The sequence below is a fragment of the Parasphingorhabdus sp. genome (genome assembly GCF_039977335.1).
Lineage (GTDB): Bacteria > Pseudomonadota > Alphaproteobacteria > Sphingomonadales > Sphingomonadaceae > Parasphingorhabdus.
The window spans coordinates 353,740-376,891 of record NZ_JBDWDI010000004.1; the positions used below are offsets into that span (position 1 = coordinate 353,740).

Genomic DNA, 23,152 nt, shown 5'->3' on the forward strand with positions numbered 1-23,152 from the left:
TCCTATACCTTTTCAGTCGAAGCCTTGTGAATCTGGTCAATGGCTCCGCCAAGCGAAGAATCAAATTCTTCATCGGTCATTGGGTGACGCAGGTCTTGTAGCAAGGCACGAGAGAAGCTCGCAATCATCCCTCGGTTCTTAGCAAGCTCGGAACAAGCCTCATCGCGCGAAAAACCACCGGAAAGGGCAACAACGCGGGCGACGCGAGGATGATCAACAAGCGGCGCATAGAGATTGGCTTGGGTAGGGATAGACAATTTTAGCATCACTTTGCGGTCTTCCGGCAACGCGTCGAGCTGCTTTGTGATCTCTTCGAGCAAGATAGCATCGCATTGGGCGCGCTCTGCGCTCTTGATGTTCACTTCAGGCTCAATCATCGGCATCAAGCCGTGATCCAGGATCTCGTTGCCAACCTCAAACTGCTGTTTGACGATGGCTGCTATGCCCGTTGGTGACGCGAGATTGATGACCGAACGCATCTTTGTACCAAACACACCTTTTGCCTTGGCGCGTTTCAGTAGTTCGCCAAGACCGGGGTTGGGTTTCATCATCTGAACGCCGTCGGCTTCATCTTCCAAACCTTTGTCCACTTTCAGGAACGGCACAACGCCGCGTTCCCAAAGCAATGCAGGCACAGGCTTTCCGCCCGCCTCGCCATCCATAGTTTTTTCAAACAGGATCGCGCCAATAACTTTGCCGCTGCCAAAACTTGGTGCGGTCACGATGCGGCTGCGCATGCCGTGGATCAGGGCAAACATCTCATCATCATTGGAAAAGGCATCTGCTTCGACGCCATATCCCGCCAGTGCTTTCGGGGTAGAACCACCGCTTTGGTCCAAAGCCGCGATAAAGCCAGCGCCATTTTCGATTTTGTCCATCATCTTCGGATCATGCATGAATTCTATCCTCGTTTAGTTAGATTGTTCGGCAAGAGTGTTGATATCCCGCCATATAATGCGCTCATTGGGAACAATGGTTCCATAAAGGTCTTTATCATCAATCCCGTCAGCTATGCCGCCAAGCCGGGTATATAGGCTTTTGGCGCGATCGTTTCCGACAACGACATGCAGCCATATCGTCTTCCGGCCATTTCTTTTTGCTGTTTCAGCGGCTGCCACAAGCAATTTGCGGCCAATGCCCTTGGACCGGCCGTCGCTACGAACATGAAGATTGTCGACATAGACCATCTCGTCATCCCAGGCGGCAACAAAGCCCTGAACTTGATCATCCTCGGCCACCAGTACGATATCCTGCGGGCCAATTTCCGCATTTCTCCAGCGCTCGGCCATCAATTCGGGGATCCGCTCATCCAGCAGTTCTGCGGGCAAATAGTCGCGATAGTTTTCCTGCCAGCTACGCGCATGGATTTCGGCGATTATCGGCCTGTCTTTATCTTCTGCAGGCCGAATATTCATTTTTGCAGAGCCTTTACACCCGGCAGGTCTTTGCCTTCCATCCATTCCAGGAAAGCGCCGCCAGCGGTCGAAACAAAGCTGAAATCGTCAGCCACACCGGCATGATTAAGCGCAGCAACCGTATCGCCGCCGCCAGCCACAGAGAGCAACGAGCCTTCTTTGGTAAGAGCAGCCGCCGTTTTTGCCAATGCTACAGTGGCCATATCAAAAGGCGGCGTCTCAAACGCGCCCATCGGGCCGTTCCAGACCAGTGTTTTACAGGTTTTCAGTACATCAGACAGCGCTTCGACTGCTGCCGGGCCAACGTCCAGGATCATTTCATCGGCCGCGACCTCATGCACATTCACGGTGCGGGTTGGCGGATTGGGCGCGAATTCTTTGGAGACCACAACGTCATAAGGCAGATGCACCGTGCAATCGGCCTTGTCGGCCGCTTCCAGGATTTCATTAGCCGTGTCGGTCAGGTCATGCTCGCACAGCGATTTGCCGACATCAACGCCGCGCGCAGCCAAAAATGTATTGGCCATGCCGCCGCCGATGATCAGATGGTCCACTTTTTCGACCATTTGACGCAAAACGTCGAGTTTGCTGGAGACTTTCGCTCCGCCAACAACGGCTACCACCGGATGCTCGGGATTCCCGAGCGCTTTATCAAGCGCACTTAGCTCCCGTTCCATGGAACGCCCTGCATAAGCTGGCAAATGTTCGGCCAAGCCAGCGGTCGTTACGTGCGCCCGGTGGGCGGCGGAGAAAGCATCATTGACGTAGAATTGACCAAAAGAGGCGATCGCCTTGGCCATGCCGGGATCGTTTTTCTCTTCGCCCGGGGCGAAACGGCTGTTTTCAACCACAACGATGCTGCCATTTGGCAAGGCGTCGATAGTATCGCGATCCGGCATTTGCATGAAACCAACATCGCGGCCCAGAACTTTAGCCAAAGGAGCGACCACTGGTTCCAGCGAATATTGCATATCCGCCTTTCCCTTTGGCCGTCCGAAATGGGCCAGCAACAAGACTTTTGCACCGCGATCAGCCAACTCGGTGACGGTCGGGACAACCGCTTTCAGCCGCGTATCGTCAGTAACCTTACCATCCGCCATCGGAACATTCAGGTCGACCCGAACGAGACCGGGCTTTCCTGACACATCCCCAATATCGTCCAGCGTTTTAAAATTGTTGCTAGCCATTGCTCAGAACCTTTCTGTTTAGAGCAAGCCTGCCATTACGCCCGCTGTGTCAATCATACGGTTGGAGAAGCCCCATTCATTGTCATACCAGCTGACAACGCGGACGAGCTTGCCGTCCATTACCGATGTTTCCAGGCTATCGACCGACGAGCTGGCAGGCTGATGGTTGAAATCGCTGGACACTAGCGGTTTGTCTTCAAAGACCAGCACACCGTTCATTGGCCCGTCAGCCGCGGCTTTCAGGGCCGCATTGATTTCTTCAACGCTGGTATCACGATTTGGCGTGAAGACCAGATCGACCAGACTGACATTCGGTGTTGGCACGCGAACCGAAGAGCCGTCGAGCTTGCCATTTAGCTCCGGCAGCACCAGACCAACCGCCCGGGCAGCGCCGGTAGTGGTCGGGATCATGTTCACTGCGCCAGCGCGGGCGCGGCGCATATCGCTGTGCATCTGATCGAGCATACGCTGGTCATTGGTATAGCTGTGAATTGTGGTCATGAAGCCGCGTTCAATACCAACCGCGTCGTTCAGCACCTTGGCAACCGGAGCGAGGCAGTTTGTCGTACAAGATGCATTAGAAACAATGACATCCGATGACGTCAATACGTCATGGTTCACCCCGTAAACGACCGTTTTCAAGTCACCTTTTGCCGGTGCAGAGATCAAAACGCGTTTTGCACCAGCATCAATATGAGGCTGCGCTGCTTCGACGGATTGGAAGAAGCCTGTGCATTCCAGAACGATATCAATGCCCATTTCGCCATGCGGTAGATTGCCAGGGTCACGTTCGGACGTGACGGCGATTTTCTTGCCGTTGACGGATATGCTGTTGCCATCAGCAGTTACTTCGCCCGGAAAACGGCCGTGGACGCTGTCATAACCAAACAAAAGCGCATTGGCGTCAGCATCAGCCAGATCGTTAATCGCAACCAGCTCAAGACCGCAGTCTGGGCGCTCGAGAATAGCGCGGGCTACCAAACGGCCGATGCGGCCAAATCCGTTAATTGCTACTTTTGTCATAGATGTTGCTCCTTTGAATTCCAGTTTCTAGCTGTTTTCAGCCCAGTTTTGTCATTATTTGCGGTGTAATTGCCTCTGCGGTGAGACCAAAATGCTCGAACAGATCGTTAATCGGTGCGGAGGCTCCGAAACTATCTATGCCAAAGCGCAGACCGTTCAACCCGGTATAGCGCTCCCAACCAAATGTCGTTCCGGCTTCGATGGAAACCCGCAAGATATCGTCACCACCTAGCAGTTCCGATTTATAATCGTCAGGCTGGGCATCGAATAATTCGGTACACGGCATGGAAACGACTTCGGCACCCACGCCCTTGGCCTCTAGCTGCGCTGCGACATCCATTGCCAGCGATACTTCAGAACCTGTGGCAACTAGGACCACCTTTTTGGCGTTTTCAGCCGACTTGATAGAATATGCGCCTTTTTCGCAGAGGTTTACGCTGACGTCATGGCGTAACGGCGGCAGGCCCTGACGGGTCAAAGCCAGCGTCGAAGGCCCATCAGAACGCTTGATGGCAAGCGCCCAGCACTCGGCTGTCTCGATTGCATCGGCAGGCCGGAAGACATGCATGTTCGGCATGAGGCGAAGGCTCTGGACATGCTCAATCGGCTGGTGAGTTGGCCCATCTTCGCCCAAACCGATGCTGTCATGGGTCATTACATAGATGGCACGGGTATTCTGAATGGCCGAAAGACGCATCGCGCCGCGGCAATAGTCGGTGAATACCAAAAATGTACCGCCATAAGGGATGATACCGCCATGCAGCGCCATGCCGTTCATCGCCGCTGCCATGCCAAATTCACGGATACCATAATAGATATAACGTCCAGAATAATCATCTTTAGTCAATGGTTTAGTAGACGAAGTTTTGGTATTGTTTGAACCCGTTAAGTCGGCACTGCCACCAACCATCTCAGGCAATGCGGCAGTAATCGCGCCCAATGCCATTTCCGAAGCCTTTCGGGTCGCAACCTTGGGTTGGTCCTTGGCGAGTTCCTCCAGATAGTCCTGCATCGCGCTGCTGTCCGGCAAAGCACCAGACATCCGGCGTTCAAATTCCGCCTGGTCGCTGTGGCCAGAAAGCCGTGCATTCCAGGCCTCATGCGCCGCAGCACCCTTTTCTCCCAAGGCAAGCCATGCCGCGCGAACATCGTCGGGAACGACGAAAGGTTCGTGATCCCATCCGAGCGCGTCGCGGGTTCCGGCGATTTCCTCATCACCAAGCGGTGCACCATGGGTGGCGGAAGTGCCCTGTTTCGTGGGCGCTCCATAACCAATCACGGTTTTGCACGCGATGAGCGAAGGCCGCGGATCGGCTTCTGCTTCTTTCAGCGCTTTGCGAATATCATCGAAATCATGCCCATCGCAGGACACGACATGCCAGCCAGAAGCCCGGTAACGCGCGGGAATATCCTCACTGGTGGACAATTCCGTGCCGCCATCAATGGTTATGCCATTGTCGTCCCACAGGACGTTAAGGCGGCCTAGCCCCAGATGTCCGCCCAAACCAACCGCTTCATGGTTGATAGCTTCCATCAGGCAGCCGTCGCCCGCAATGACCCAGGTTTTATGATCCACCAGATCGTCACCAAAATGCGCGTTCAAATGCCGCTCAGCAATCGCCATGCCGACAGCCATCGCAAATCCTTGGCCCAAAGGACCGGTTGTCGCCTCAACGCCTTCCAGCTTGAAATTTTCAGGGTGCCCCGCACAAGGCGACGATAATTGCCTGAAATCCTTGATATCCTGTAGGGTTGGGCGCTCATAGCCTGTCAGATGCAGGAGCGAATAAATCAACATCGATCCATGGCCTGCTGATAGTACAAACCGGTCGCGATCCGCCCATTTCGGCGCTTTCGGGTCGAATTTCAGAAAATCACTAAATAACACGGTTGCGACATCAGCCATACCCATGGGCATACCAGGATGGCCGCTATTGGCCGCTTGTACCGCGTCCATAGAGAGTGCGCGGATGGCATTTGCCATGGTTTTTTCAGAAACGGTCATAATATTTTCGGATCCCCCAGCTGTAGTCAAATGCAGTGATCAATTTATGACAACGGTGGACTTCGGAAATCTACCGATTCGCCAATTTGACACACCCTTTGCTGGCCTGCGCTCATATCGTCAAGGCTGCGCTTCACCGATCTCCTATTTACGCAACGGCCTGAGATTGTTACCAATGAAACACAATAACTTATATGTCGGAACCAAGTCATGGAAAATGAACGAGTGATCCTCGCGATAGGCCGCATTGAGCGAGCGCTCAGTCGCATAGAAGCGGCCAAGGTTGCCTCGTCTGATCCGCAGACCGATCCAGAGCTGGAAAAACGCCACGCTGCCCTTAAAGAAGAGATGAAACAAGCCATTCATACGATAGACGGGCTGATTGCCCGGCAGGAGCGCTGATATGGCGCAGGTAAAGCTAGAAATCGGCGGTCGGTCCTTCATGGTCACTTGTCAGGACGGCGAAGAAGAACATCTCGGCAAATTGGGCGCGATGGTGGACGCAAAAGCCGGGGAAGCTGGAGATCCCGCGGGGTTGACCGAGAGCCGGATGCTGCTGTTCACGTCGCTTTTGCTGGCAGACGAGTTGCACGGCACAAAAAATATGGAGCGCAATGAACCGGCTCCCCAACCCGCCATACCGCCAACTGCAAAACCTAAGAAAACCAACGATGCCGAAGATGAACGCGTTCTCCTCGCGCTCGAAAAACTGGCTGATCGCACAGAAGCCTTTGCAAACAGCCTTGAGCAGAGCAGCAATAATCCCTAGATAAGCGTTGACGGGTACTGCCTGATACGAGCTAGAAGCGAACATCCCTGAGGCGATATAACAACATAGGGAGCTGTCCCTGCCCGGATTGCGGATTTCTTTGGAAGTCGGGTCCGAAGCATATGGCGCCCACCTGACGTAATAGGCGTCAGAGGATTTTCCAGCAAACGACCTTGGCGGTCCCGTCACCTTTTCCCAAGAAAGATGATTTTTTGAATAGCTTAATTGAACAAAAGAAGAATTTACGTGAAGAGTATCGGCGACGTCGCGATGCTTTTCACAGTCAGTTGGATGCTGCGACACGCGGCTTGGCTTTCCGCCGGCCGGCATCGCCTTTGGCACGGTTGATTGAGCAAAGCGAAATCATCGCGCTATATAGCACTATGGGTTCAGAGGCGCCGACTGGGAAACTGACTGAATACTGCATTGAAATGGGAAAAATGGTCGCTTTTCCCTTAGTTACTGGTGATTCTCCGATGGAATTTCGTCATGTCGATAATGTCGATCTGTTAGAAAACGGTTTCAAAGATATACCCGAACCGAGCACCGACTGTCCGCTGGTCACCCCGGATCTGATCATTGCTCCTGTCCTTGCCTTTGACCGTTCCATGGGTAGACTTGGGCAAGGGGCTGGGCATTATGACCGGACATTTGAAAAATACCCGCAGGCGACGCGAGTAGGCCTTGCTTGGTCTGTCCAAGAAACCGATAATGTCCCCCTGCAACCCCATGACGTCACTTTAGAGATGATTGTCACAGAATCTGAAATAATTCAAAGAGTTAATAAGACGTCATGACTACAGAACCAGACGATAAAGCGCCCTATAATGCTCCAGATGCGCCGAATTGGCGCGCACCGGTTGGGATGATCTTGATGCTTGTCTTTATTCTGCTTTGGTGCGGCATTGTTGTCAGTATGATGGACTGGATCAGCGATCTGAACTTCTGGTTACAATTACCAATCTACATAGTAGCGGGGACTATCTGGATATATCCGATAAAACCGCTTCTGCTCTGGATAAATACCGGAAAATTCCGTTCCTGAACCGCCAATTGCCTTTTTGAGGCAATGGCGCGAGTGACGAGACTTGAACTCGCGACCTCCGGCGTGACAGGCCGGCGCTCTAACCAACTGAGCTACACCCGCTTAAGCGTCGACATACGTGCCGTGCTATGCAGTGGAGAAGCGCAAGTATAAGAGCTCTGCCTGACTGTCAACAACACTCTTGCAAAGATTCAAAGAAAATTCATCTGACGCTGATTTGATTATGAAAATCCAGGTGTCTGGTTGGTCGAATTGGCGTCAATTTGATCCAATCGGTCAAGCAAAATGCCTTGCTTTGAGAAAGCGCCATTTCGGATGTAAGCTTTACGGAATTTAACGAATGTTACAAATAGTTACGGTGAAAATTACGTTTACCAATCGGTAAGAAAGCCCTCAAAAATACCGCCATATCACTGTTTTTAAACACATTTAATCAAAATGACGGCAAAGACTTTTTGACGTCATCTTTACGAAATATTTGCCTTTTTCCTGCATATCAAATCCATGAATTGTGCACGAAAAACAAATTTGATCGGTCAAATCCGACCTGCGGGCGCGCTTGCAAGACGCGGCGCCATGACGCTAGCCCTAACGCTGTCCACGATGGCATTGGGGGCATTGGGCATGTCTGCGGCTCATGCCGCTGGCACGATAGCTGGCACGGATATTCTCAACACCGCGCAAGCCTCTTATGACGGACCAAGCGGGCCAGTCGTCATCGATTCCAACACGGTTACTATCACAGTTGACGAGTTGCTCGACGTTACGGTCGCATCAAGCGATCCGGGCGACATTGCTTCCGACAGCGGTGCCACGCAACAAGTTACGACCTATCAGGTCACCAACACGGGCAATGGCAATGAAGCCTTTACGCTTACAGCCGACACGGCCAAGGGTGGTGACGATTTCGATACCAGCAATGCGGTCATCTACATTGATACCAATGACAACGGCGTTTTTGATGTCGGTGTCGATACACTTTATTCGCCAGGGTCAAACGATCCGGTATTGGCGCCGGATTCCAGCGTCAACATCTTCATTCTGTCGGATATCCCGGTATCTGCGACGGACGGACAACGCGCCGAAGTAGAGTTATCAGCCGAGGCTGTTACTGGCAGCGGCACGCCCGGTACCAGTTTTGCCGGTCAAGGTGATGGCGGCGGCGATGCGGTCGTCGGTTCAACCGGCGCCGACGGCGAAGCTAGCAGTTTCTTCCTTATCCAGGCGGCCGAGGTTGCTTTGATTAAAAGCGCCACGGTGGTCGATCAATTTGGCGGCAATGAAGCGGTTCCAGGCGCGACCATTACCTATCAACTCGTCGCCACTGTCACGGGTTCAGGCAGCCTTACCAACCTGAATGTCACCGATGATATACCCGCCGATACCTCTTACACGGCCGAAAGCATCACTCTGGAAGGCGCAGCCCTGACGGACAGCGATGCCGACGCCGATGCAGGCTCCTTTGATGGCAGCGAGATTGCGGTCAGCCTTGGCACAGTAGCCGGTGGCCAGACCCGCACCATCACCTTCCAAGTAACGATAGATTGAGGAAAAGTTGATGAAAATCAATATCTTGAAGCGTCTGGCTATATTGGCTGCATTGGCGGTGCCGGTAATGGCTCCAAGCATGGCAATGGCTGCTAACAATGTTGCATTGTCCAGCGACGTTTTTGTCGAGCGTACGGTTGAAAAGCCGGATGGCAAAACTGCGGTCATGCTTGAAGCGCCAAAAACGGTGATTCCAGGCGATAATCTCGTCTTCGTCGTCAAATATAAGAATGTTGGCAGCACGCCAGCAACCGATTTCTCTGTCACCAACCCGCTCCCCAAAGCGGTCGCGTTCAATGGAACGTCTGATGGCACCGAAATTGTCTCCATTGACGGAGGCAAAAACTGGGGGCCGCTTTCGGCTCTTACCTATACGCGCGAAAATGGGGAGGTCCGCCCTGCCCTGATGAGCGATGTAACGCATATCAAGTGGAAATTTAATCGTTCTCTTTCAGTGGGTTCGGAAGGAAAACTTGTATTTCGCGGCACTGTAAAGTGACCGCAAACCGTATCGGATCGCCGCGGGGGTTGGGCGATCCACAATAGAGTGAAACAGGAGTACAGTAATGACCAGTAAACTGAAGCTTCTCGTTGCCACAGGTGCTGTGAGTGCCGCAATGCTGGGTGCAAACCCGGCTTTTGCTGCAGGAACAACCGCAGGCGACGCGATTACCAATAATGTTACCGTCAACTATCAGGTTGGCGGCGTATCGCAGACGGCTGAGACCGATTCAGACACGTTTACGGTTGACCGTAAGCTTGACCTGACTGTGTCGGAAGCCAATGGCGCGGCTCAGTCCGTAACGCCAGGCCAGACGGCAGGAGCGCCAAATCCGGCCTTCCTGACCTATACGGTGACCAACGATTCAAACGACGTGGTCGACTTTGAACTGAGCGCTGCACAGCAGACAACCGGCGCAGCCACGCCTTTCAGCGGCACCGATGACTTTGATGTCACCGGCCTGCTGATTTTCGTCGAATCCGGCGCAACTCCTGGCTATCAGCCAGCGGAAGATACCGCGACATTCATCGACGAGCTTGCTGAAGACGCAAACGCGACTGTCTATGTTGTTGGTAACATCCCATTGGGTCTCGCAACCGGCGATGCGGCAGGCGTTACGCTGACCGCAGCGATTAAAGAAGGCGATACCGGCGGAAGTCTTGGTGGTGATTATACCGTCAATGCTGGCGCAAACACCGAAGATGGTACCGTTAACGTTGCCAATATCGATAACGTGATCGTCAATGCTTCTGCTTCAGATACAGATAACTTCGTGATCAATGCTGCTAATGTCAGCGTTGTGAAATCAAGCGCGGTTCTCTGGGATCCAGTAAACGGTAGCACCAACCCGAAATCTATTCCGGGTGCGGTTATCGAATATTGTATCGCTGTGACCAACGCTACCGGCAGTGCAACCGCCACCAGCGTTAGCATTTCGGATGACATTTCCGCTCTGGACCTGTCTTTCTATGCGACGGCTCCGGGATCTGGACCAGCCACTATTCCGGCTGCGAACGGTGTCCGCTCTGCTCTGGCATGTGACGGCACGGGTACCAATGCCGATGCTGGCACGCTCGCAGAAGCTAGCGGTGTTATCTCCGGTGACCTCGGCGATGTCGCTGCAGGCGTTACCGAAACGCTGCTCTTCCGGGTAACGGTAGACTAGAAACTGAGGAAAGTGGCGGTTTACCGGACATTTCCGGTAGGCCGCCGCCTCCCCTTTTTTGGATGCGTTGGTTAACCAATCTCATTAAACCAGTCAGTCTGGCACTTGCTGCAGGAGCGATGATCGCGCCTGCCTCTATGGTTCCAGCGCACGCCCAAAGCTTCCCCCTTATAACTAATGTCGCAGAGGCGGAATGGGACGTTGGCAGTCAACGCCTGCAAACCCCGTCCAATCGCGTCGATATCCAGGTTGTCGCACCCCCAACAGTGCCGCCTGAGATCACATTATACCATTTTGATGATCCGCCAGGTGCGGAACAGCTTCGTCTTCCAGGTACCATCTGTAGAGGCTCCAGCGGCAATGTCCCCGTTGAGCTTCGCGGTGCATTTTCTGGAATCAATACCAATCCGGCTGCTATCGCCCCAACGAGTAGTATCCGTGCTGGAGAACCCCTGATTGTCTCAGTTGCTGCCCCAAACAGCAATCTGAACAGTGCCGCTATCGATAGTTTCGATATTGTGCTCACAACGCCTTCTGGCGACCGTGAGACCATCAATATCGTTGAAACCGAGGTCAATAGCGGCCGTTTCGTTGGCATGATCAATACCGCAGCGATACCGCCCGCGCCGGTCCAGAACGATTGCGTTCTGTCCGTGCAGCCCGGCGATCAGCTTAATGTCGGTATTGATGAGGTCAGCGGTAGTGCCATTGGCACAGTCGAAGTCGGGATTTTGATCGATCCCTTTGGTGAAACCTTTGACAGCGGCGACGGCGCCCCTGTTGATGGTACACGGGTGACGCTCATAGACGTCGCCACGGGCCTGCCAGCGGAAGTTTTCGGTGATGACGGCGTTTCTGTGTTCCCCAGCACAGTGATTTCCGGCGGATCCGTGACGGATAGCGGCGGCAATGTGTATAATTTTACCGAAGGTTTCTATCGCTTCCCGTTTGCCCGTCCCGGCCAGTACAGGCTGATCATAGAGCCGCCAGCGCCCTATACAGCGCCATCGGCGGCAACGCCTGAGGAGCTGCAAGGCTTCCGGCGCACGGACGGCCTGCCCTTCACTATTGTGGATGGCTCCTACGGCGGTATCATCACGCTGAATGACCCCGCACCTGTGCGGGTTGATGTCCCATTGGACAGGCCAGGCGTGCCGATAACCATCACCAAGACCACATCGACGACGATTGCGGTGCCAGGTGATGCGATACAATATCGGGTGACCGTGCAAAATAGCGATCCGGTGCGTACCACCGGCGCGATTACGATTGAGGACCAGCTGCCGAACGCCATGCGACTGCGCGTGGACACTGTTCGCTATAATGGCGCTCTCGTAACACCTATTGTGCAGCCCAATGGACAGAATTTTACGGTTAATGTGCCCGCTCTGCCCCCAGCAGGTAGCGGATTACTGACCTATTTGGCGGAAGTCCGCCAAGACGCCCAACCTGGCGATGCTATCAACACAGCTCAAGCACGCGACAATCGCGGTGCAGAGAGTCTAGTGACCAGTGTGCCTGTTCGCATCGAACGGGACGGTATTTCCGAAAGATTCACGATTATCGGCCGTATTACCGACGGCGGATGCGATGTTGACCCCCGAAAAGCCACCGGAATTGGCGGAATTCGGGTCATGTTGCAGGATAGCACCTATACCGTCACTGACGAAGACGGTCGTTATCATTTTGAGGGCATTAAGCCCGGCTTGCACGTCGTACAGGTCGATCCATCAACCTTCCCTGCCGATATGGCACCGATTAACTGCGCCCAGAACACACGCGCTGCTGGCAGCGACATTTCACGCTTTGTTGAAGGCCGGGGCGGCGCTCTGAAACGCGCAGATTTCCGTGCTCACAAGGTTGCTGCACGCGAAGTACAAGCAACTAAGACCTATCAGAAGCCCGAAATTCTCTCTGATCCGGAGGCCGCTGGCGCAGAGCGTAACTGGCTGGCCGGACAGGCTCCTGGAATCGGATGGGTTTTCCCGGAAACCGACTATAATCCTCGGGTTAAATCGCTGCGCGCTGCGGTCAAGCACCGTAAGGGCCAACGGGTCGAGCTTACGCTGAACGGCGAAAAGGTGAACCCACTGTCGTTTGAAGGAAAAGAAAAGAGCGCAACTGGTTCGGTACAGATCAGCATATGGCGCGGTTTGGACATTGAAAACCGCAAAAACACCCTTGTCGCGCGGGTTTTGGACAAAGATGGCAAGCTGGTCGAAGAACTGACCCGTGACGTCCATTATTCCGCCAGCCCGCTGCACGCTGAACTGCTGAAAGACAAATCCGTGCTGATCGCCGACGGTGTCACACGGCCACTTATCGCGGTGCGCCTGACCGATCGGGACGGCAAACCGGCGCATCACGGCGTAACCGGCGATTTCAGTGTTCCATCACCCTATATGCCGGCCATTGAGGTCGACGCGCAGCAGGCAAACCAGCTTTCCGGCCTGGAACGCGGTGCCCCTGTGTGGCGCGTAGAGGGCGATGACGGCATTGCCTATATCGAATTGGCTCCAACGACCGCTTCCGGCTCTGTCAGCATCACATTCCCGTTCCGGGATGGTGAAGTATCGCGCGAACAACGCATCGAAACATGGCTTGATCCCGGTGATCGTCCATGGACCGTTGTTGGCTTTGCCGCCGGAACCGTGGGTTTCAACACGCTCGACGAGCGTCTGGAAGACCTGACTGAGGATGATGACAATATCAATCTGGATGGTCGTGTAGCTCTCTATGCCAAGGGCCGTGTAACCGGAAAATGGCTGATGACCTTGTCTTACGATACCGACAAGGAAGAAGATGAAACCCGCTTTGCCGGCGTCATTGACCCGCGCCGATATTACACTGTTTATGCCGATCGTTCCGAGCAGCGCTACGACGCCGCATCGGTGCGCCGTCTGTATCTCAAGCTCGAACGGCCGCAATTTTATGCACTGTTCGGTGACTATGAGACCGGCATTAACGAACCGGAACTGGCGCGCTACCAGCGTGCGTTTAATGGCGTGAAAGCCGAATATCGCAGCGATCAGGTCAGTGCCCTCGCCTTTGGAGCGGATGCACCCAACCGGTTCCGCCGTGAAGAAATTCAGGGTAACGGCCTGTCTGGTCCTTATGCCCTCGCCACACGCGATATCATCGCCAATAGCGAGCGTATCACACTGGAAACTCGCGATCGTCTGCGCTCTGACCGGATTATCGAGCGCAAGGAGCTCACACGTCATATCGATTATGATATCGACTATCTTGCTGGATCATTGCATTTCCGCGAACCTATTCTCAGCCGCAGCAGCGGTCTGGATCCGCAATTCATCATCGCTGAATATGAAGTATTGGGCGTTGGTGGCCGTGATCTCAACACCGGTGGCCGTTTGACCTACGAGTCCAAGGACAAGAAGTTCAAAATCGGTGCGACCGCGATCCATGACGAGAATGAAACCGTCAAAAGCGACCTTTTGGGTGTGGATGTCCGCTATCGCCCCAATCTGAATACGGAATTCCGTGCAGAAGTCGCTTCCAGCGACAGCGAAAATAAGACCGCTGATGTGCTAAACGGAGAGCCGCGTCGTTCCGATAGTGCCGTGGCTTGGCTGGTTGAGGCCGAACATCATGGTTCGAAATTCGATGTACTCGCTTATGTCCGCCAACAATCCGCCGGTTTCGGTTTGGGTCAGCTCAATGCTGCCGAAAGCGGAACACGCAAATTTGGGATCGACACACGCGTCCGCCTGAGTGACAAACTTTCACTGGCTGCCAGCGGTTATCAGGAGAATTTCCTGACCACCAATGCTCGCCGGCGCTCCGGTACAGCCGAATTGGAATATCGCAGCGAGAAGACAGCCCTGCGCGCTGGTGTTGTCCATGCCGAAGACAGATTGTCTGATGGCAGCGTTAATCGCTCCACTCTGGCACGGCTCGGTGCGACGCAAAGACTGTTTGACGGCAAGCTGGAGCTCGACGCGCAAACCGAATTCGCATTGGGCGGACAGGATGAAAGTGTTGATTTTCCGGCGCGCCACAGTGTCACTGCGCGCTATGCGATCACCGATGACATCAAGCTGGTCGGCACATACGAGATTGCCGATGGCGAGAATATTGATGCACGCACCGCTCGCGTTGGTGTCGATGTCGCGCCATGGGACGGCGCCCGCGCCGTGGTTAGCGCCAATCAGCAAGAAATTACCGAGTTTGGACCACGTACCTTTGCGGCTTACGGACTGACGCAGAGCATTCCGCTCAACGACAAGTGGACGATTGATTTCTCACTCGACGGCAACGAAACCTTGGGGGGTTTTGACCGCAGCGATGTGATTAATGACGCACAGCCAGTCGCTTCAGGCGGTTTCCTGGGTAATGATGGTTCGCTGACGGAAGATTTCGTCGCTGTCACCGCCGGGGCGACCTTCAGAAACGATGACTGGAGCTGGGTATCGCGCGCAGAATATCGCGATGGTGATATCAGTGAACGTTATGGCTTCACCTCCGCTGTTTTGAAACAGATTGGTGAAGGCAGTTCTTTGGGAGCATTGGGCAGCATCTTTCACGCGAAAGATGAAACCGGAACCATTACGCAAGTGATCGAGGCAGAAGCCAGTTGGGCGCATCGCCCGGCCGACAGTCAATGGTCCTGGCTTGAAAAACTCGAGTTCCGCGAAGACAAAGTCCGCAATGCCGTCGCTGGCACGTCCGGACCGATTGGTGGCGCACCGTTGCTCGTCAACGGAAACGTCACTTCTCGTAGAATTATCAATAGTTTAAGCGTCAATTATACGCCGATTGACGCGGATGACGGCATCTTTACCGAAGCCGGAGAATATAGTTTCTTTTGGGGAAGCCGCTATGTTTTCGACAAATTTGGTGAAGATGATGTCAAAGGCTGGAGCAATGTGATCGGGGCGGACGTCAAGTTCGATCTATCCGATACCATTGACATCGGCGGACAGGCGACCGCGCGCATAGGCACTGATTTTGATACAATTGCCTATAGCGGGGGACCGAGCATCGGGATCACGCCATTTAAAAACGGCTATATCTCGCTCGGCTATAATGTGGTGGGTTTTGAAGACCGCGACTTTGAAGAAAGTCGCTATACCAGAGATGGGCCCTTCATCACCTTCCGCTTGAAATTTGATCAGCAAACGCTCGGGAATTTGGGGTTCTAGGGTATTTGCTGAACGAAAAGTCCTCTTTCAGGGGCACGACAAAACCAGCTGACATGGATCAGCGTGAAATTTAGCAGGCCAGAGCCTTTGGGGGGCAATGGGATTTGTTAAATTGGCCGCGCTATCAATCAGCGAACAACAGCACAGGTGTCTCAAGCAAATGCTTGAGCGCTTGCACATAGCTGGCGGCATCATAGCCGTCCACGACCCTGTGATCACACGAGATCGACAGATTCATGAGCTTGCGCGCCTGAATCTCGCCGTCAATGATCATGGGGCGCTCTACGATCTTATTAGGACCGATAATCGCAACCTGTGGGCGCTGAATCACGGGTGTAGTAGCGATACCGCCCAAGGGCCCCAGAGACGTCAATGTCAGCGTAGATCCTGACAATTCCTCGGGTTTCGCGCTCCCATCGCGTGCAGCAGCCGATAAACGGCCGATATCAGCGGCCAATTGCCATATATTCTTATCCTGAGCATCCCGTATAACGGGCACCATAAGCCCCTGATCGGTCTGTGTAGCCATTCCAAGGTGAACAGCGCCATGACGCGTCACAAGGCCAGCCTCGTCGTCATAGATGGCGTTTAGCATCGGAAATTGTGGCAATGATTTGCAGATCGCAACGATCATCAAAGGCAACATGGTGATCTTTGGACGGTCGCCGCGATTGGCATTGAGGTCCGCGCGCATGTCTTCTACCGCCGTCATATCAATCTCATCGACATAAGAAAAATGCGGAATATGACGCTTTGATTCAGCCATGTTCTGAGCGATCTTGCGACGCATGCCGATGACCTTGATCGTCTCGTCATTACGCTTCTGCGAGGCACCCGAAGGACGATAGCCCTGCCCGCTGCCATAACTAAGATAAGCATCCAGATCGCTGTGTCGGATATGCTCGCCCTGCGCTTTGACAAGGCTCAAATCGACACCCAGATCAGCGGCGCGCTTGCGCACTGCGGGGGTAGCCAGAACCTTTGCGGACGGCTTGGAATCAGCCGCCATGACGTCAGTTTCCGGTGGCTCAGGCGCTGGTTCGGGCGTTTTCGGTGGCGCAGCAGGAACAACCGGCTGTGCTTCAATTTTCTCTTTATTTTCAATCCTTTGAACCGACGTCACGGCGTCACGATTGCCAGAATCGGAGCCACTCTGGCCTTTCGCTTCTTCCGCTTCCACGGCATCTTCGCCAACTTCAGACTCTATCTGAACAAGCATCGATCCAATAGCAATGATATCGCCTTCTTCACCAGCAACAGCGATTACCGTTCCAGTCACCGGAGCTTCCATTTCAACGGTTGCTTTATCGGTCATCATGTCAGCAATCTGATCATCTTCTTCGACCCGATCACCGACCTTCACATGCCAAGCGACAATCTCTGCCTCGGCAATGCCTTCACCAATGTCAGGCAGGTTGAACGTGTAAATACTCATGATGTCAGCTCCCCGACTATCTTATCCAAAGCTTCCCCAATCCGAACCGGTCCCGGGAAATAAGCCCATTCCAACGAATGGGGGTAAGGCGTATCAAATCCAGTGACCCGCTCAATCGGCGCTTCGAGATGATAGAAGCACCGCTCCTGAACCAGAGCCGATAGCTCTGCACCAAAACCACTGGTACGGGTTGCTTCGTGAATGATCAAACAGCGTCCCGTCTTCTTCACCGACTCTTCAATGGTATCAATATCCAACGGTACGAGAGTTCGCAAATCGATCACCTCCGCGTCCACGCCATGTTCTTCGACCACAGCCTTGGCGACATGCACCATGGTGCCGTAAGCCAATATGGTCACGGCCTCGCCAGCCCGCACAATATTCGCCTTGCCAATCGGTATCTTGTAATAATCCTCGGGCACCTGAGACGCCTCAAATTTCGACCAAGGCTCAACCGGCTTATCATAATAGCCCGTGAACGGGCCGTTATAAATCCGTTTGGGCTCAAAGAACATCACTGGATCATTATCTTCAATCGCCGAAATCAAAAGGCCTTTTGCATCGTAAGGCGTTGAAGGAATAACGGTTTTCAAACCACAAACATGCGTAAACATGCTTTCCGGCGATTGGCTATGTGTCTGACCGCCAAATATACCACCACCGAACGGAGAACGCACAGTAATCGCACTGGTAAATTCAGCCGCCGACCGATAACGCAAGCGCGCCGCTTCCGACACCAACTGATCGAGTCCCGGGTAAATGTAGTCGGCAAACTGGATCTCTGGTACTGGCCGCATACCATAAGCCGCCATCCCTACCGCGACGCCGATAATCCCGCATTCGCTGATCGGTGTATCAAAGCAGCGCGTCTTGCCATGTTTCTCCTGAAGACCAGCTGTCGCCCTGAACACGCCACCGAAATAGCCGACATCTTCACCCATGACGACAACATCATCATCGCGCGCCATCATATTATCAAGGCCACTGTTAATGGCTTCTATCATGTTCATGGTTGTCATTATTTAGATGCCTCCGCATCTGGCCATTTGATTTCCCGTTCCTTATTGGCTTGCTCACTCTGTTCTTTCAGATGCCAAGGCATTTCCTCGAACACATCCTGGAACATAGTTTCAAACGGCTGGTGTAGACCATGGCCTAAAATACCGTTCTTCTCGGCCGCCTTGGTCGCCACTTTCACAGCGTCGATGCATTCTTTGTCGAGCGCCTCATGCTGCTCCTTGCTCCACACGCCGCGATGGATCAGATTGCGTTTCAGACGTGTAATCGGATCACCCAAAGGCCATTCCTCGCGTTCTTGAGCGCTACGATAGGCGCCTGGGTCATCTGATGTACTATGTGCGTCTGCTCGATAGGTGAAATGCTCGATCAATGTAGGGCCGTTGTTGGTTCGTGCCCGCTCGGCAGCCCATTGTGTTGCCGCATAAACAGCCAATGGATCATTACCGTCCACCCGCAAACCGGCGATGCCATAGCCAGCCGCCCTTGCAGCAAAAGTGGTTCGTTCTCCTCCCGCAAAACCCGAAAAGGAGGAGATAGCCCATTGGTTGTTCACAACATTCATGACAATCGGCGCATTATAAACCGTCGCAAATGTCATGGCACTGTGGAAATCGCCCTCAGCCGTAGAACCTTCACCACACCAAGTCGCTGCAATACGCGTATCGCCTTTGGCAGCGCTCGCCATTGCCCAGCCCACAGCTTGCGGATATTGGGTCGCCAAGTTGCCGGATATGGAGAAAAAACCAAGATCCCGAGAACAATACATGATCGGAAGCTGGCGACCTTTCAATTTATCTTCCCGGTTAGAGAAAATCTGATTGATCATATCCACCATCGGATAGCCGCGAACAAATAAAATGCCCTGCTGACGATAACTTGGAAAACACATATCATCGCTATGTAGCGCCATAGCGGCAGCAACGGACGTCGCTTCTTCACCAGTGCATTTCATATAGAAGCTGGTTTTGCCCTGCCGCTGCATCCGGTGAAGACGATCATCAAAAGCCCGGACCTGCGCCATGGTCTTGAGCATCTTCAGTAACGTGTCGTCGGAAAGCTTAGGATCCCATGGTCCAACCGCTTTATAATCATCATCCAATACGCGGACCATGTCATAAACCATCTCACGCATCTTTGCCGGATCGCTGTTTACATCAGGACGCGGCTGGTCACCTGCCTTGGGTATATCAACATCGCTATAATCAACTGGGTCACCCGGACGATATTTTGGTTCGGGAACATGCAGAGATAATGGCGGTAAATTGGTCTTGCTATTGTCATCAGCCATCCAAAATCTCCTGCTCCGCTGCCTTGCTGCAGCGCAATATTTATTTCAATCGTTTGTTATATTATTTCATCTTTCCAAAAAGGTCAATGTATCTGTCCTATAATCCCCAACAAAAAAGAGGGAGCAGATAACTGCCCCCTCTTTTCTGCATTATCGTAAAAGATGTCTATATCTAGAAGCGCACAGCCATGTTCACAACTGCCCGATCATCTCGATATATCTGCTGACCCATCCGGGTTTCAATTGCGGCACCAATGCTTAACGGGCCATTGATCAGCTTAAACCCGCCCTTCATCTCTCCATAAGACGCATCCTGCAATCCAATGGGCAAAGCGAACGGCAAGTTTTCGGCATCCAGGAACGTGACGCTAAAATTCGTGTCATTCCCGGAAATCCGGTTCACATAATCAAGTTTCATCTCAGGCTGGAACGACCATCCTGATGCAAAACCCATTTTTGTGTTGCCAGAGATTTTCAGGCCTACTTTAGCCTCCAAGCCGGCACGACTAATCTCATCCACAGCCATTGCGAGACTACCGGCATTATCGCGAAACCCGTCAACGCTGTAGGATGAATAACCGATACTGGCTCGCGGTGTCAGCAGCAAACCATCCACATCGATATTATAGCCCGCTTCAATTTCACTCGCGAATGCCAGAGAGCTGGTATTCAAATTGCTAAGTGCAGCGGCACTGGATACTCTGCTGTCAGAGTCAATCCGGGAATGCGACATGGAGGCTTGCCCACCAATGTAGAAGTTACCGCCAAGACGATAACTGCCATAGACCGACGCTTGATTGGTCTCAACATTCGCCAGACTGCCGCTCACTTGTTGGGCACCATCGGCATAGCCAAAGGCAGTTCCCAGCGTTGTGCGGTCATCGAGGCCAAATTCCAGTCCCATGGCAATATGCCAGCTTCCTTGCTTGTCCTGCCCAACGTTGCCACCAAAGGCCAATGCTGACTGGTTGTATCCAGCCGACATAAAGCCGCTCATATTCTCCGGCAGTTGAACGGCATTCCAGTTTGAAGACTGGTAGTTTCCGGCAAAGCTAAGTTGCGAAGCGGAACTATTCGTCAGCTGGCGATTATTCAAAACCCCCGGAGCACCGATGATCCTGATCTTGCCTTTCACGCCTTCTTTGGCACCCAGCAGCGATAGTCGATCAGAAACAAGGTTGCGCATAGCAGAGTTTTGTTGTTGATCGAGCGTCGTCGTACGACCTGCCTGCGAGGCCGACAGGCTTTGGAAGGTAGCGCTTAACTGGCCCACTTCCATGACATCAATCAACCCAAAGACATTACTCAAATCAGAGTAGGAATTGCCGCGAGCACCATCTAGTGCACGGCCAAATGCAAGAGAAAATGGGTTGGTGACACCGCCGCTGTTGAAGAAGTCAGAGAAGCGGAGAGCCCGCATCCTCGCGGTAACATTGTTCGGACCGTAAATCAGTTCCGGATAAAGAACACCAATCCTTCCAACAACATCATCAAAGGTATTTTCGACACCACCCTCGGCTGTGATGATTTCAAAGGTTTGACCAAACCGCGCGCTGTTGCGGCCAAAGGCATTTACCACAGCTGCGGTACCACCCAGCGAAATAATGCCAGAGTTGTCAGCATCGCCAATTACAGCCAGCTTGTCGTTGCCTCGCCGGCTCACATCAAAAATAGCCAATGTACCAGAAGCTAATATGACGTCGCCTGCGATTGTCAGAGTACCCTGGTTTCCAAAGTTACGGCCAGGCGCTATTGAACCATTGACAGACGTCAGGAATGTCGGATCAAACAATCCATCACCCGTCAACAGTCCCACACCAAGGAAGGCTTCTCCTGTTGTAAGGGTGCCCCGAAGATCGAGCCAACCTCCAGTCTGGGTATAATCGCCCCAAACCTTAAGATTCCCTCGCCTGCGAATATCGAGCCGTGCTGCACCTTCTATGTTCAGGCGGTCGATGGTTACGTCATCGCGCAGTCTTGTTGCTCCGTTTGCAGCCAATGTCACTTCATAGTAGCGGGCCCGAATGTCGGCTGATGGATCAGCAACTATGTTGTTTGGTACGAAATTGCGGCTACCGGGACCACCTTCGATAAAGACACTGTTGGGCGTTCCTTCATCAAAATCAACACTCAAGGTCGAGAGATCCAGACAATCATCCAGAAAGCAGACATTGCCAAATTTTGGAGTGTCGCCTGTAACGCCCGGTGCTTCAAAACCAGGGAGCGCATTAACGAGTTCACCATCAACACTGATGCCGTAATTCGGATCGATGTCCTGCACCCAATGGCGTGGATTCATCCAGTTGCGCGTTCCAGCACGGCTGGATGCATAAACATAGCTGTTGTTAGCTACGATCTGATCCCAGAAAAGATAAAGCGGCTGATAGAAGCTTTGCGTTCCATAAGATGAAAATGGTTGGAAGGTAAGCGCTGGATCAGGATCATCCTCAGAACCGAAAAACCGCGAACCGCCAGAAAGCACCGACGTAATCACTGGTGTATCGAATAGCTCATCCGCAACCAATGCGCTGCCGGAGTCGCCGCCCGCAGTTGTTCCTTCGCGTGGTAACGCAGCTCCATCATAGAGATCGAAATCGAACCGACCATTTTCTGAGTCAAAAGCTGCTTGACCTTCAGGACTATCAAAATCCGTGTTATACAGCGTTTGTGGCAAATTCGGATCGCCAGGGCCAAAGAGGAAGTTATTCCTGTCGTCCAGAGAGCTAGCGGATGAAATCATATTCTCCGCAATACGCCGTCGGAAATCGATGCCGAGATTGGATCCATCAGGTCCTAGTCCCCTTGCCCCGTAGCCGTTGATTACGCCGTGGGTTTCTTCTCTTAGCGGCGAGAATAAAAGGGTCCAAGTCGGGACGCCATCAGCATGGGTATCGAGTGTAGCGAGAGCAACATCTGCCTCCAGAAAGCCGGTTGGAATTGAGCGTTCATCATACCAGACCTGCTCCACATTATAGATATTGAAATCGACGTCAGTCTCATTAGCCACGCCACCATCAAGCCCGACCCAACGGCGCACAGCAGGGCGATTGTCTGCACTAAAACCAAAGGCTATTGCCGTACCGCCCGTTGCAAAGCCATAGCTTTCAGCTGCTTGGCTATTCACACAATGAGCCGCAAAAATAACTGTGCGAGGATTGATCAATGTTCCTGTACAAAGGCCCAGCCCAAATGAATCCTGGTCAGGCCGCGTGGTCATTTGTCCCACACCCGTCACATCAACAATATTATCAAAAACACCGACCGGGGGTGGATCGTCTAAAGTGAGATCATCTCGAATTACGATACTGGGAGCATTTTCAACCATTACCGGACGGGATTGGGCAGAATTATCTGCAACGTTCACCTCGGTTTGGGCTTGGGCAGTCGCCGCAAATCCAGCGACACAAGCCGTCGCAGATACTGTTACGAATAAGGCACGACTAATAGTTTGAAATGACATTTCAGCTCTCCCTAAAGTTGGTTGAACTACGCCTAACTACTAATTTTTGAGAATCCCCTGCGACTCGTCAAGATCGAATGATTATCATACTTTCTTGTAAACTTACATTCCTCCACTGGAATAAAGTT

Annotated in this window: 17 protein-coding genes and 1 tRNA gene; 8 read left to right on the plus strand and 10 right to left on the minus strand. The window is 53.0% G+C overall.

Annotated features, from left to right (window positions below; all coding sequences use genetic code 11):
• Positions 1-2: 2 nt before the first annotated feature.
• Genes ABJM21_RS08950 through tkt form a run of 5 tightly spaced genes read right to left on the minus strand, consistent with a single transcriptional unit; the run spans position 3 to position 5,630 of the window.
• Positions 3-896 (minus strand): fructose bisphosphate aldolase, encoded by an 894-nt coding sequence (locus ABJM21_RS08950; RefSeq protein WP_348301488.1) that lies wholly within the window; start codon positions 894-896, stop codon positions 3-5.
• 15 nt (positions 897-911) lie between these two features.
• Complete coding sequence (locus ABJM21_RS08955) at positions 912-1,415, minus strand: GNAT family N-acetyltransferase (protein WP_348301487.1); 504 nt, start codon at positions 1,413-1,415, stop codon at positions 912-914.
• The gene (locus ABJM21_RS08960; protein WP_348301486.1) at positions 1,412-2,602 is read right to left on the minus strand and encodes a phosphoglycerate kinase; all 1,191 of its coding nucleotides are present in this window, start codon (positions 2,600-2,602) and stop codon (positions 1,412-1,414) included. The genes ABJM21_RS08955 and ABJM21_RS08960 overlap by 4 nt, the downstream gene beginning before the upstream one ends.
• 18 nt (positions 2,603-2,620) lie before the next feature.
• Positions 2,621-3,625: a type I glyceraldehyde-3-phosphate dehydrogenase gene (gene gap / locus ABJM21_RS08965; RefSeq protein WP_348301485.1), complete on the minus strand. Its 1,005-nt coding sequence runs from the start codon at positions 3,623-3,625 to the stop codon at positions 2,621-2,623.
• 37 nt (positions 3,626-3,662) lie between these two features.
• Entirely contained in the window at positions 3,663-5,630 is a 1,968-nt protein-coding gene (tkt, locus tag ABJM21_RS08970; RefSeq protein ID WP_348301484.1) for a transketolase, read from the minus strand.
• Positions 5,631-5,840: 210 nt separating this feature from the next.
• Between tkt and ABJM21_RS08975 the strand changes: the two genes are divergently transcribed.
• The 4 genes from ABJM21_RS08975 to ABJM21_RS08990 all read left to right on the plus strand — a co-directional run bounded on the left by ABJM21_RS08975 (position 5,841) and on the right by ABJM21_RS08990 (position 7,444).
• Positions 5,841-6,032: a hypothetical protein gene (locus ABJM21_RS08975; protein ID WP_348301483.1), complete on the plus strand. Its 192-nt coding sequence runs from the start codon at positions 5,841-5,843 to the stop codon at positions 6,030-6,032.
• A 1-nt stretch (position 6,033) separates the two neighbouring features.
• On the plus strand, positions 6,034-6,399 hold the full coding sequence (locus ABJM21_RS08980; RefSeq protein WP_348301482.1) for a cell division protein ZapA: 366 nt from the start codon (positions 6,034-6,036) through the stop codon (positions 6,397-6,399).
• Positions 6,400-6,572: 173 nt separating this feature from the next.
• A complete protein-coding gene (locus ABJM21_RS08985; protein WP_348301481.1) occupies positions 6,573-7,196 on the plus strand; it encodes a 5-formyltetrahydrofolate cyclo-ligase in 624 nt (207 codons plus the stop codon).
• Positions 7,193-7,444 (plus strand): DUF2842 domain-containing protein, encoded by a 252-nt coding sequence (locus tag ABJM21_RS08990; RefSeq protein ID WP_348301480.1) that lies wholly within the window; start codon positions 7,193-7,195, stop codon positions 7,442-7,444. Before ABJM21_RS08985 ends, ABJM21_RS08990 begins: the two co-directional genes overlap by 4 nt.
• A gap of 25 nt (positions 7,445-7,469) precedes the next feature.
• Here the strand turns inward: ABJM21_RS08990 and ABJM21_RS08995 are convergent.
• A tRNA-Asp gene (locus ABJM21_RS08995) sits at positions 7,470-7,546 on the minus strand.
• 474 nt (positions 7,547-8,020) lie between these two features.
• On the opposite strand from ABJM21_RS08995, the gene ABJM21_RS09000 reads away from it, so the two are divergent.
• The 4 genes from ABJM21_RS09000 to ABJM21_RS09015 all read left to right on the plus strand — a co-directional run bounded on the left by ABJM21_RS09000 (position 8,021) and on the right by ABJM21_RS09015 (position 15,821).
• Positions 8,021-8,992 (plus strand): hypothetical protein, encoded by a 972-nt coding sequence (locus tag ABJM21_RS09000; protein ID WP_348301479.1) that lies wholly within the window; start codon positions 8,021-8,023, stop codon positions 8,990-8,992.
• A gap of 10 nt (positions 8,993-9,002) precedes the next feature.
• Positions 9,003-9,491 carry a hypothetical protein gene (locus tag ABJM21_RS09005; protein ID WP_348301478.1) on the plus strand — a complete coding sequence of 163 codons (489 nt, stop codon included), beginning with the start codon at positions 9,003-9,005 and terminating at the stop codon, positions 9,489-9,491.
• A 67-nt stretch (positions 9,492-9,558) separates the two neighbouring features.
• Positions 9,559-10,659: a hypothetical protein gene (locus ABJM21_RS09010; protein WP_348301477.1), complete on the plus strand. Its 1,101-nt coding sequence runs from the start codon at positions 9,559-9,561 to the stop codon at positions 10,657-10,659.
• Between the two features lie 62 nt (positions 10,660-10,721).
• Positions 10,722-15,821 (plus strand): hypothetical protein, encoded by a 5,100-nt coding sequence (locus ABJM21_RS09015; RefSeq protein WP_348301476.1) that lies wholly within the window; start codon positions 10,722-10,724, stop codon positions 15,819-15,821.
• Positions 15,822-15,945: 124 nt separating this feature from the next.
• Here ABJM21_RS09015 and ABJM21_RS09020 read toward each other — a convergent pair whose 3' ends face one another.
• The 4 genes from ABJM21_RS09020 to ABJM21_RS09035 all read right to left on the minus strand — a co-directional run bounded on the left by ABJM21_RS09020 (position 15,946) and on the right by ABJM21_RS09035 (position 23,024).
• On the minus strand, positions 15,946-17,256 hold the full coding sequence (locus tag ABJM21_RS09020) for a dihydrolipoamide acetyltransferase family protein (protein ID WP_348301475.1): 1,311 nt from the start codon (positions 17,254-17,256) through the stop codon (positions 15,946-15,948).
• On the minus strand, positions 17,253-18,266 hold the full coding sequence (locus tag ABJM21_RS09025) for an alpha-ketoacid dehydrogenase subunit beta (RefSeq protein WP_348301689.1): 1,014 nt from the start codon (positions 18,264-18,266) through the stop codon (positions 17,253-17,255). The genes ABJM21_RS09020 and ABJM21_RS09025 overlap by 4 nt, the downstream gene beginning before the upstream one ends.
• Before the next feature lie 8 nt (positions 18,267-18,274).
• Entirely contained in the window at positions 18,275-19,564 is a 1,290-nt protein-coding gene (locus tag ABJM21_RS09030; RefSeq protein ID WP_348301474.1) for a 3-methyl-2-oxobutanoate dehydrogenase (2-methylpropanoyl-transferring) subunit alpha, read from the minus strand.
• Between the two features lie 172 nt (positions 19,565-19,736).
• Complete coding sequence (locus ABJM21_RS09035) at positions 19,737-23,024, minus strand: autotransporter domain-containing protein (RefSeq protein ID WP_348301473.1); 3,288 nt, start codon at positions 23,022-23,024, stop codon at positions 19,737-19,739.
• Positions 23,025-23,152: the final 128 nt, after the last annotated feature.

Excerpts from the sequence above, each read along its gene's own strand:
- ABJM21_RS08950 (WP_348301488.1), bottom strand. The coding sequence starts at position 896 with ATGCATGATCCGAAGATGATGGACAAAATCGAAAATGGCGCTGGCTTT.
- ABJM21_RS08955 (WP_348301487.1), bottom strand. The coding sequence starts at position 1,415 with ATGAATATTCGGCCTGCAGAAGATAAAGACAGGCCGATAATCGCCGAA.
- ABJM21_RS08960 (WP_348301486.1), bottom strand. The coding sequence starts at position 2,602 with ATGGCTAGCAACAATTTTAAAACGCTGGACGATATTGGGGATGTGTCA.
- gap (WP_348301485.1), bottom strand. The coding sequence starts at position 3,625 with ATGACAAAAGTAGCAATTAACGGATTTGGCCGCATCGGCCGTTTGGTA.
- tkt (WP_348301484.1), bottom strand. The coding sequence starts at position 5,630 with ATGACCGTTTCTGAAAAAACCATGGCAAATGCCATCCGCGCACTCTCT.
- ABJM21_RS08975 (WP_348301483.1), top strand. The coding sequence starts at position 5,841 with ATGGAAAATGAACGAGTGATCCTCGCGATAGGCCGCATTGAGCGAGCG.
- ABJM21_RS08980 (WP_348301482.1), top strand. The coding sequence starts at position 6,034 with ATGGCGCAGGTAAAGCTAGAAATCGGCGGTCGGTCCTTCATGGTCACT.
- ABJM21_RS08990 (WP_348301480.1), top strand. The coding sequence starts at position 7,193 with ATGACTACAGAACCAGACGATAAAGCGCCCTATAATGCTCCAGATGCG.
- ABJM21_RS09000 (WP_348301479.1), top strand. The coding sequence starts at position 8,021 with ATGACGCTAGCCCTAACGCTGTCCACGATGGCATTGGGGGCATTGGGC.
- ABJM21_RS09005 (WP_348301478.1), top strand. The coding sequence starts at position 9,003 with ATGAAAATCAATATCTTGAAGCGTCTGGCTATATTGGCTGCATTGGCG.
- ABJM21_RS09010 (WP_348301477.1), top strand. The coding sequence starts at position 9,559 with ATGACCAGTAAACTGAAGCTTCTCGTTGCCACAGGTGCTGTGAGTGCC.
- ABJM21_RS09015 (WP_348301476.1), top strand. The coding sequence starts at position 10,722 with ATGCGTTGGTTAACCAATCTCATTAAACCAGTCAGTCTGGCACTTGCT.
- ABJM21_RS09020 (WP_348301475.1), bottom strand. The coding sequence starts at position 17,256 with ATGAGTATTTACACGTTCAACCTGCCTGACATTGGTGAAGGCATTGCC.
- ABJM21_RS09025 (WP_348301689.1), bottom strand. The coding sequence starts at position 18,266 with ATGAACATGATAGAAGCCATTAACAGTGGCCTTGATAATATGATGGCG.
- ABJM21_RS09030 (WP_348301474.1), bottom strand. The coding sequence starts at position 19,564 with ATGGCTGATGACAATAGCAAGACCAATTTACCGCCATTATCTCTGCAT.
- ABJM21_RS09035 (WP_348301473.1), bottom strand. The coding sequence starts at position 23,024 with ATGTCATTTCAAACTATTAGTCGTGCCTTATTCGTAACAGTATCTGCG.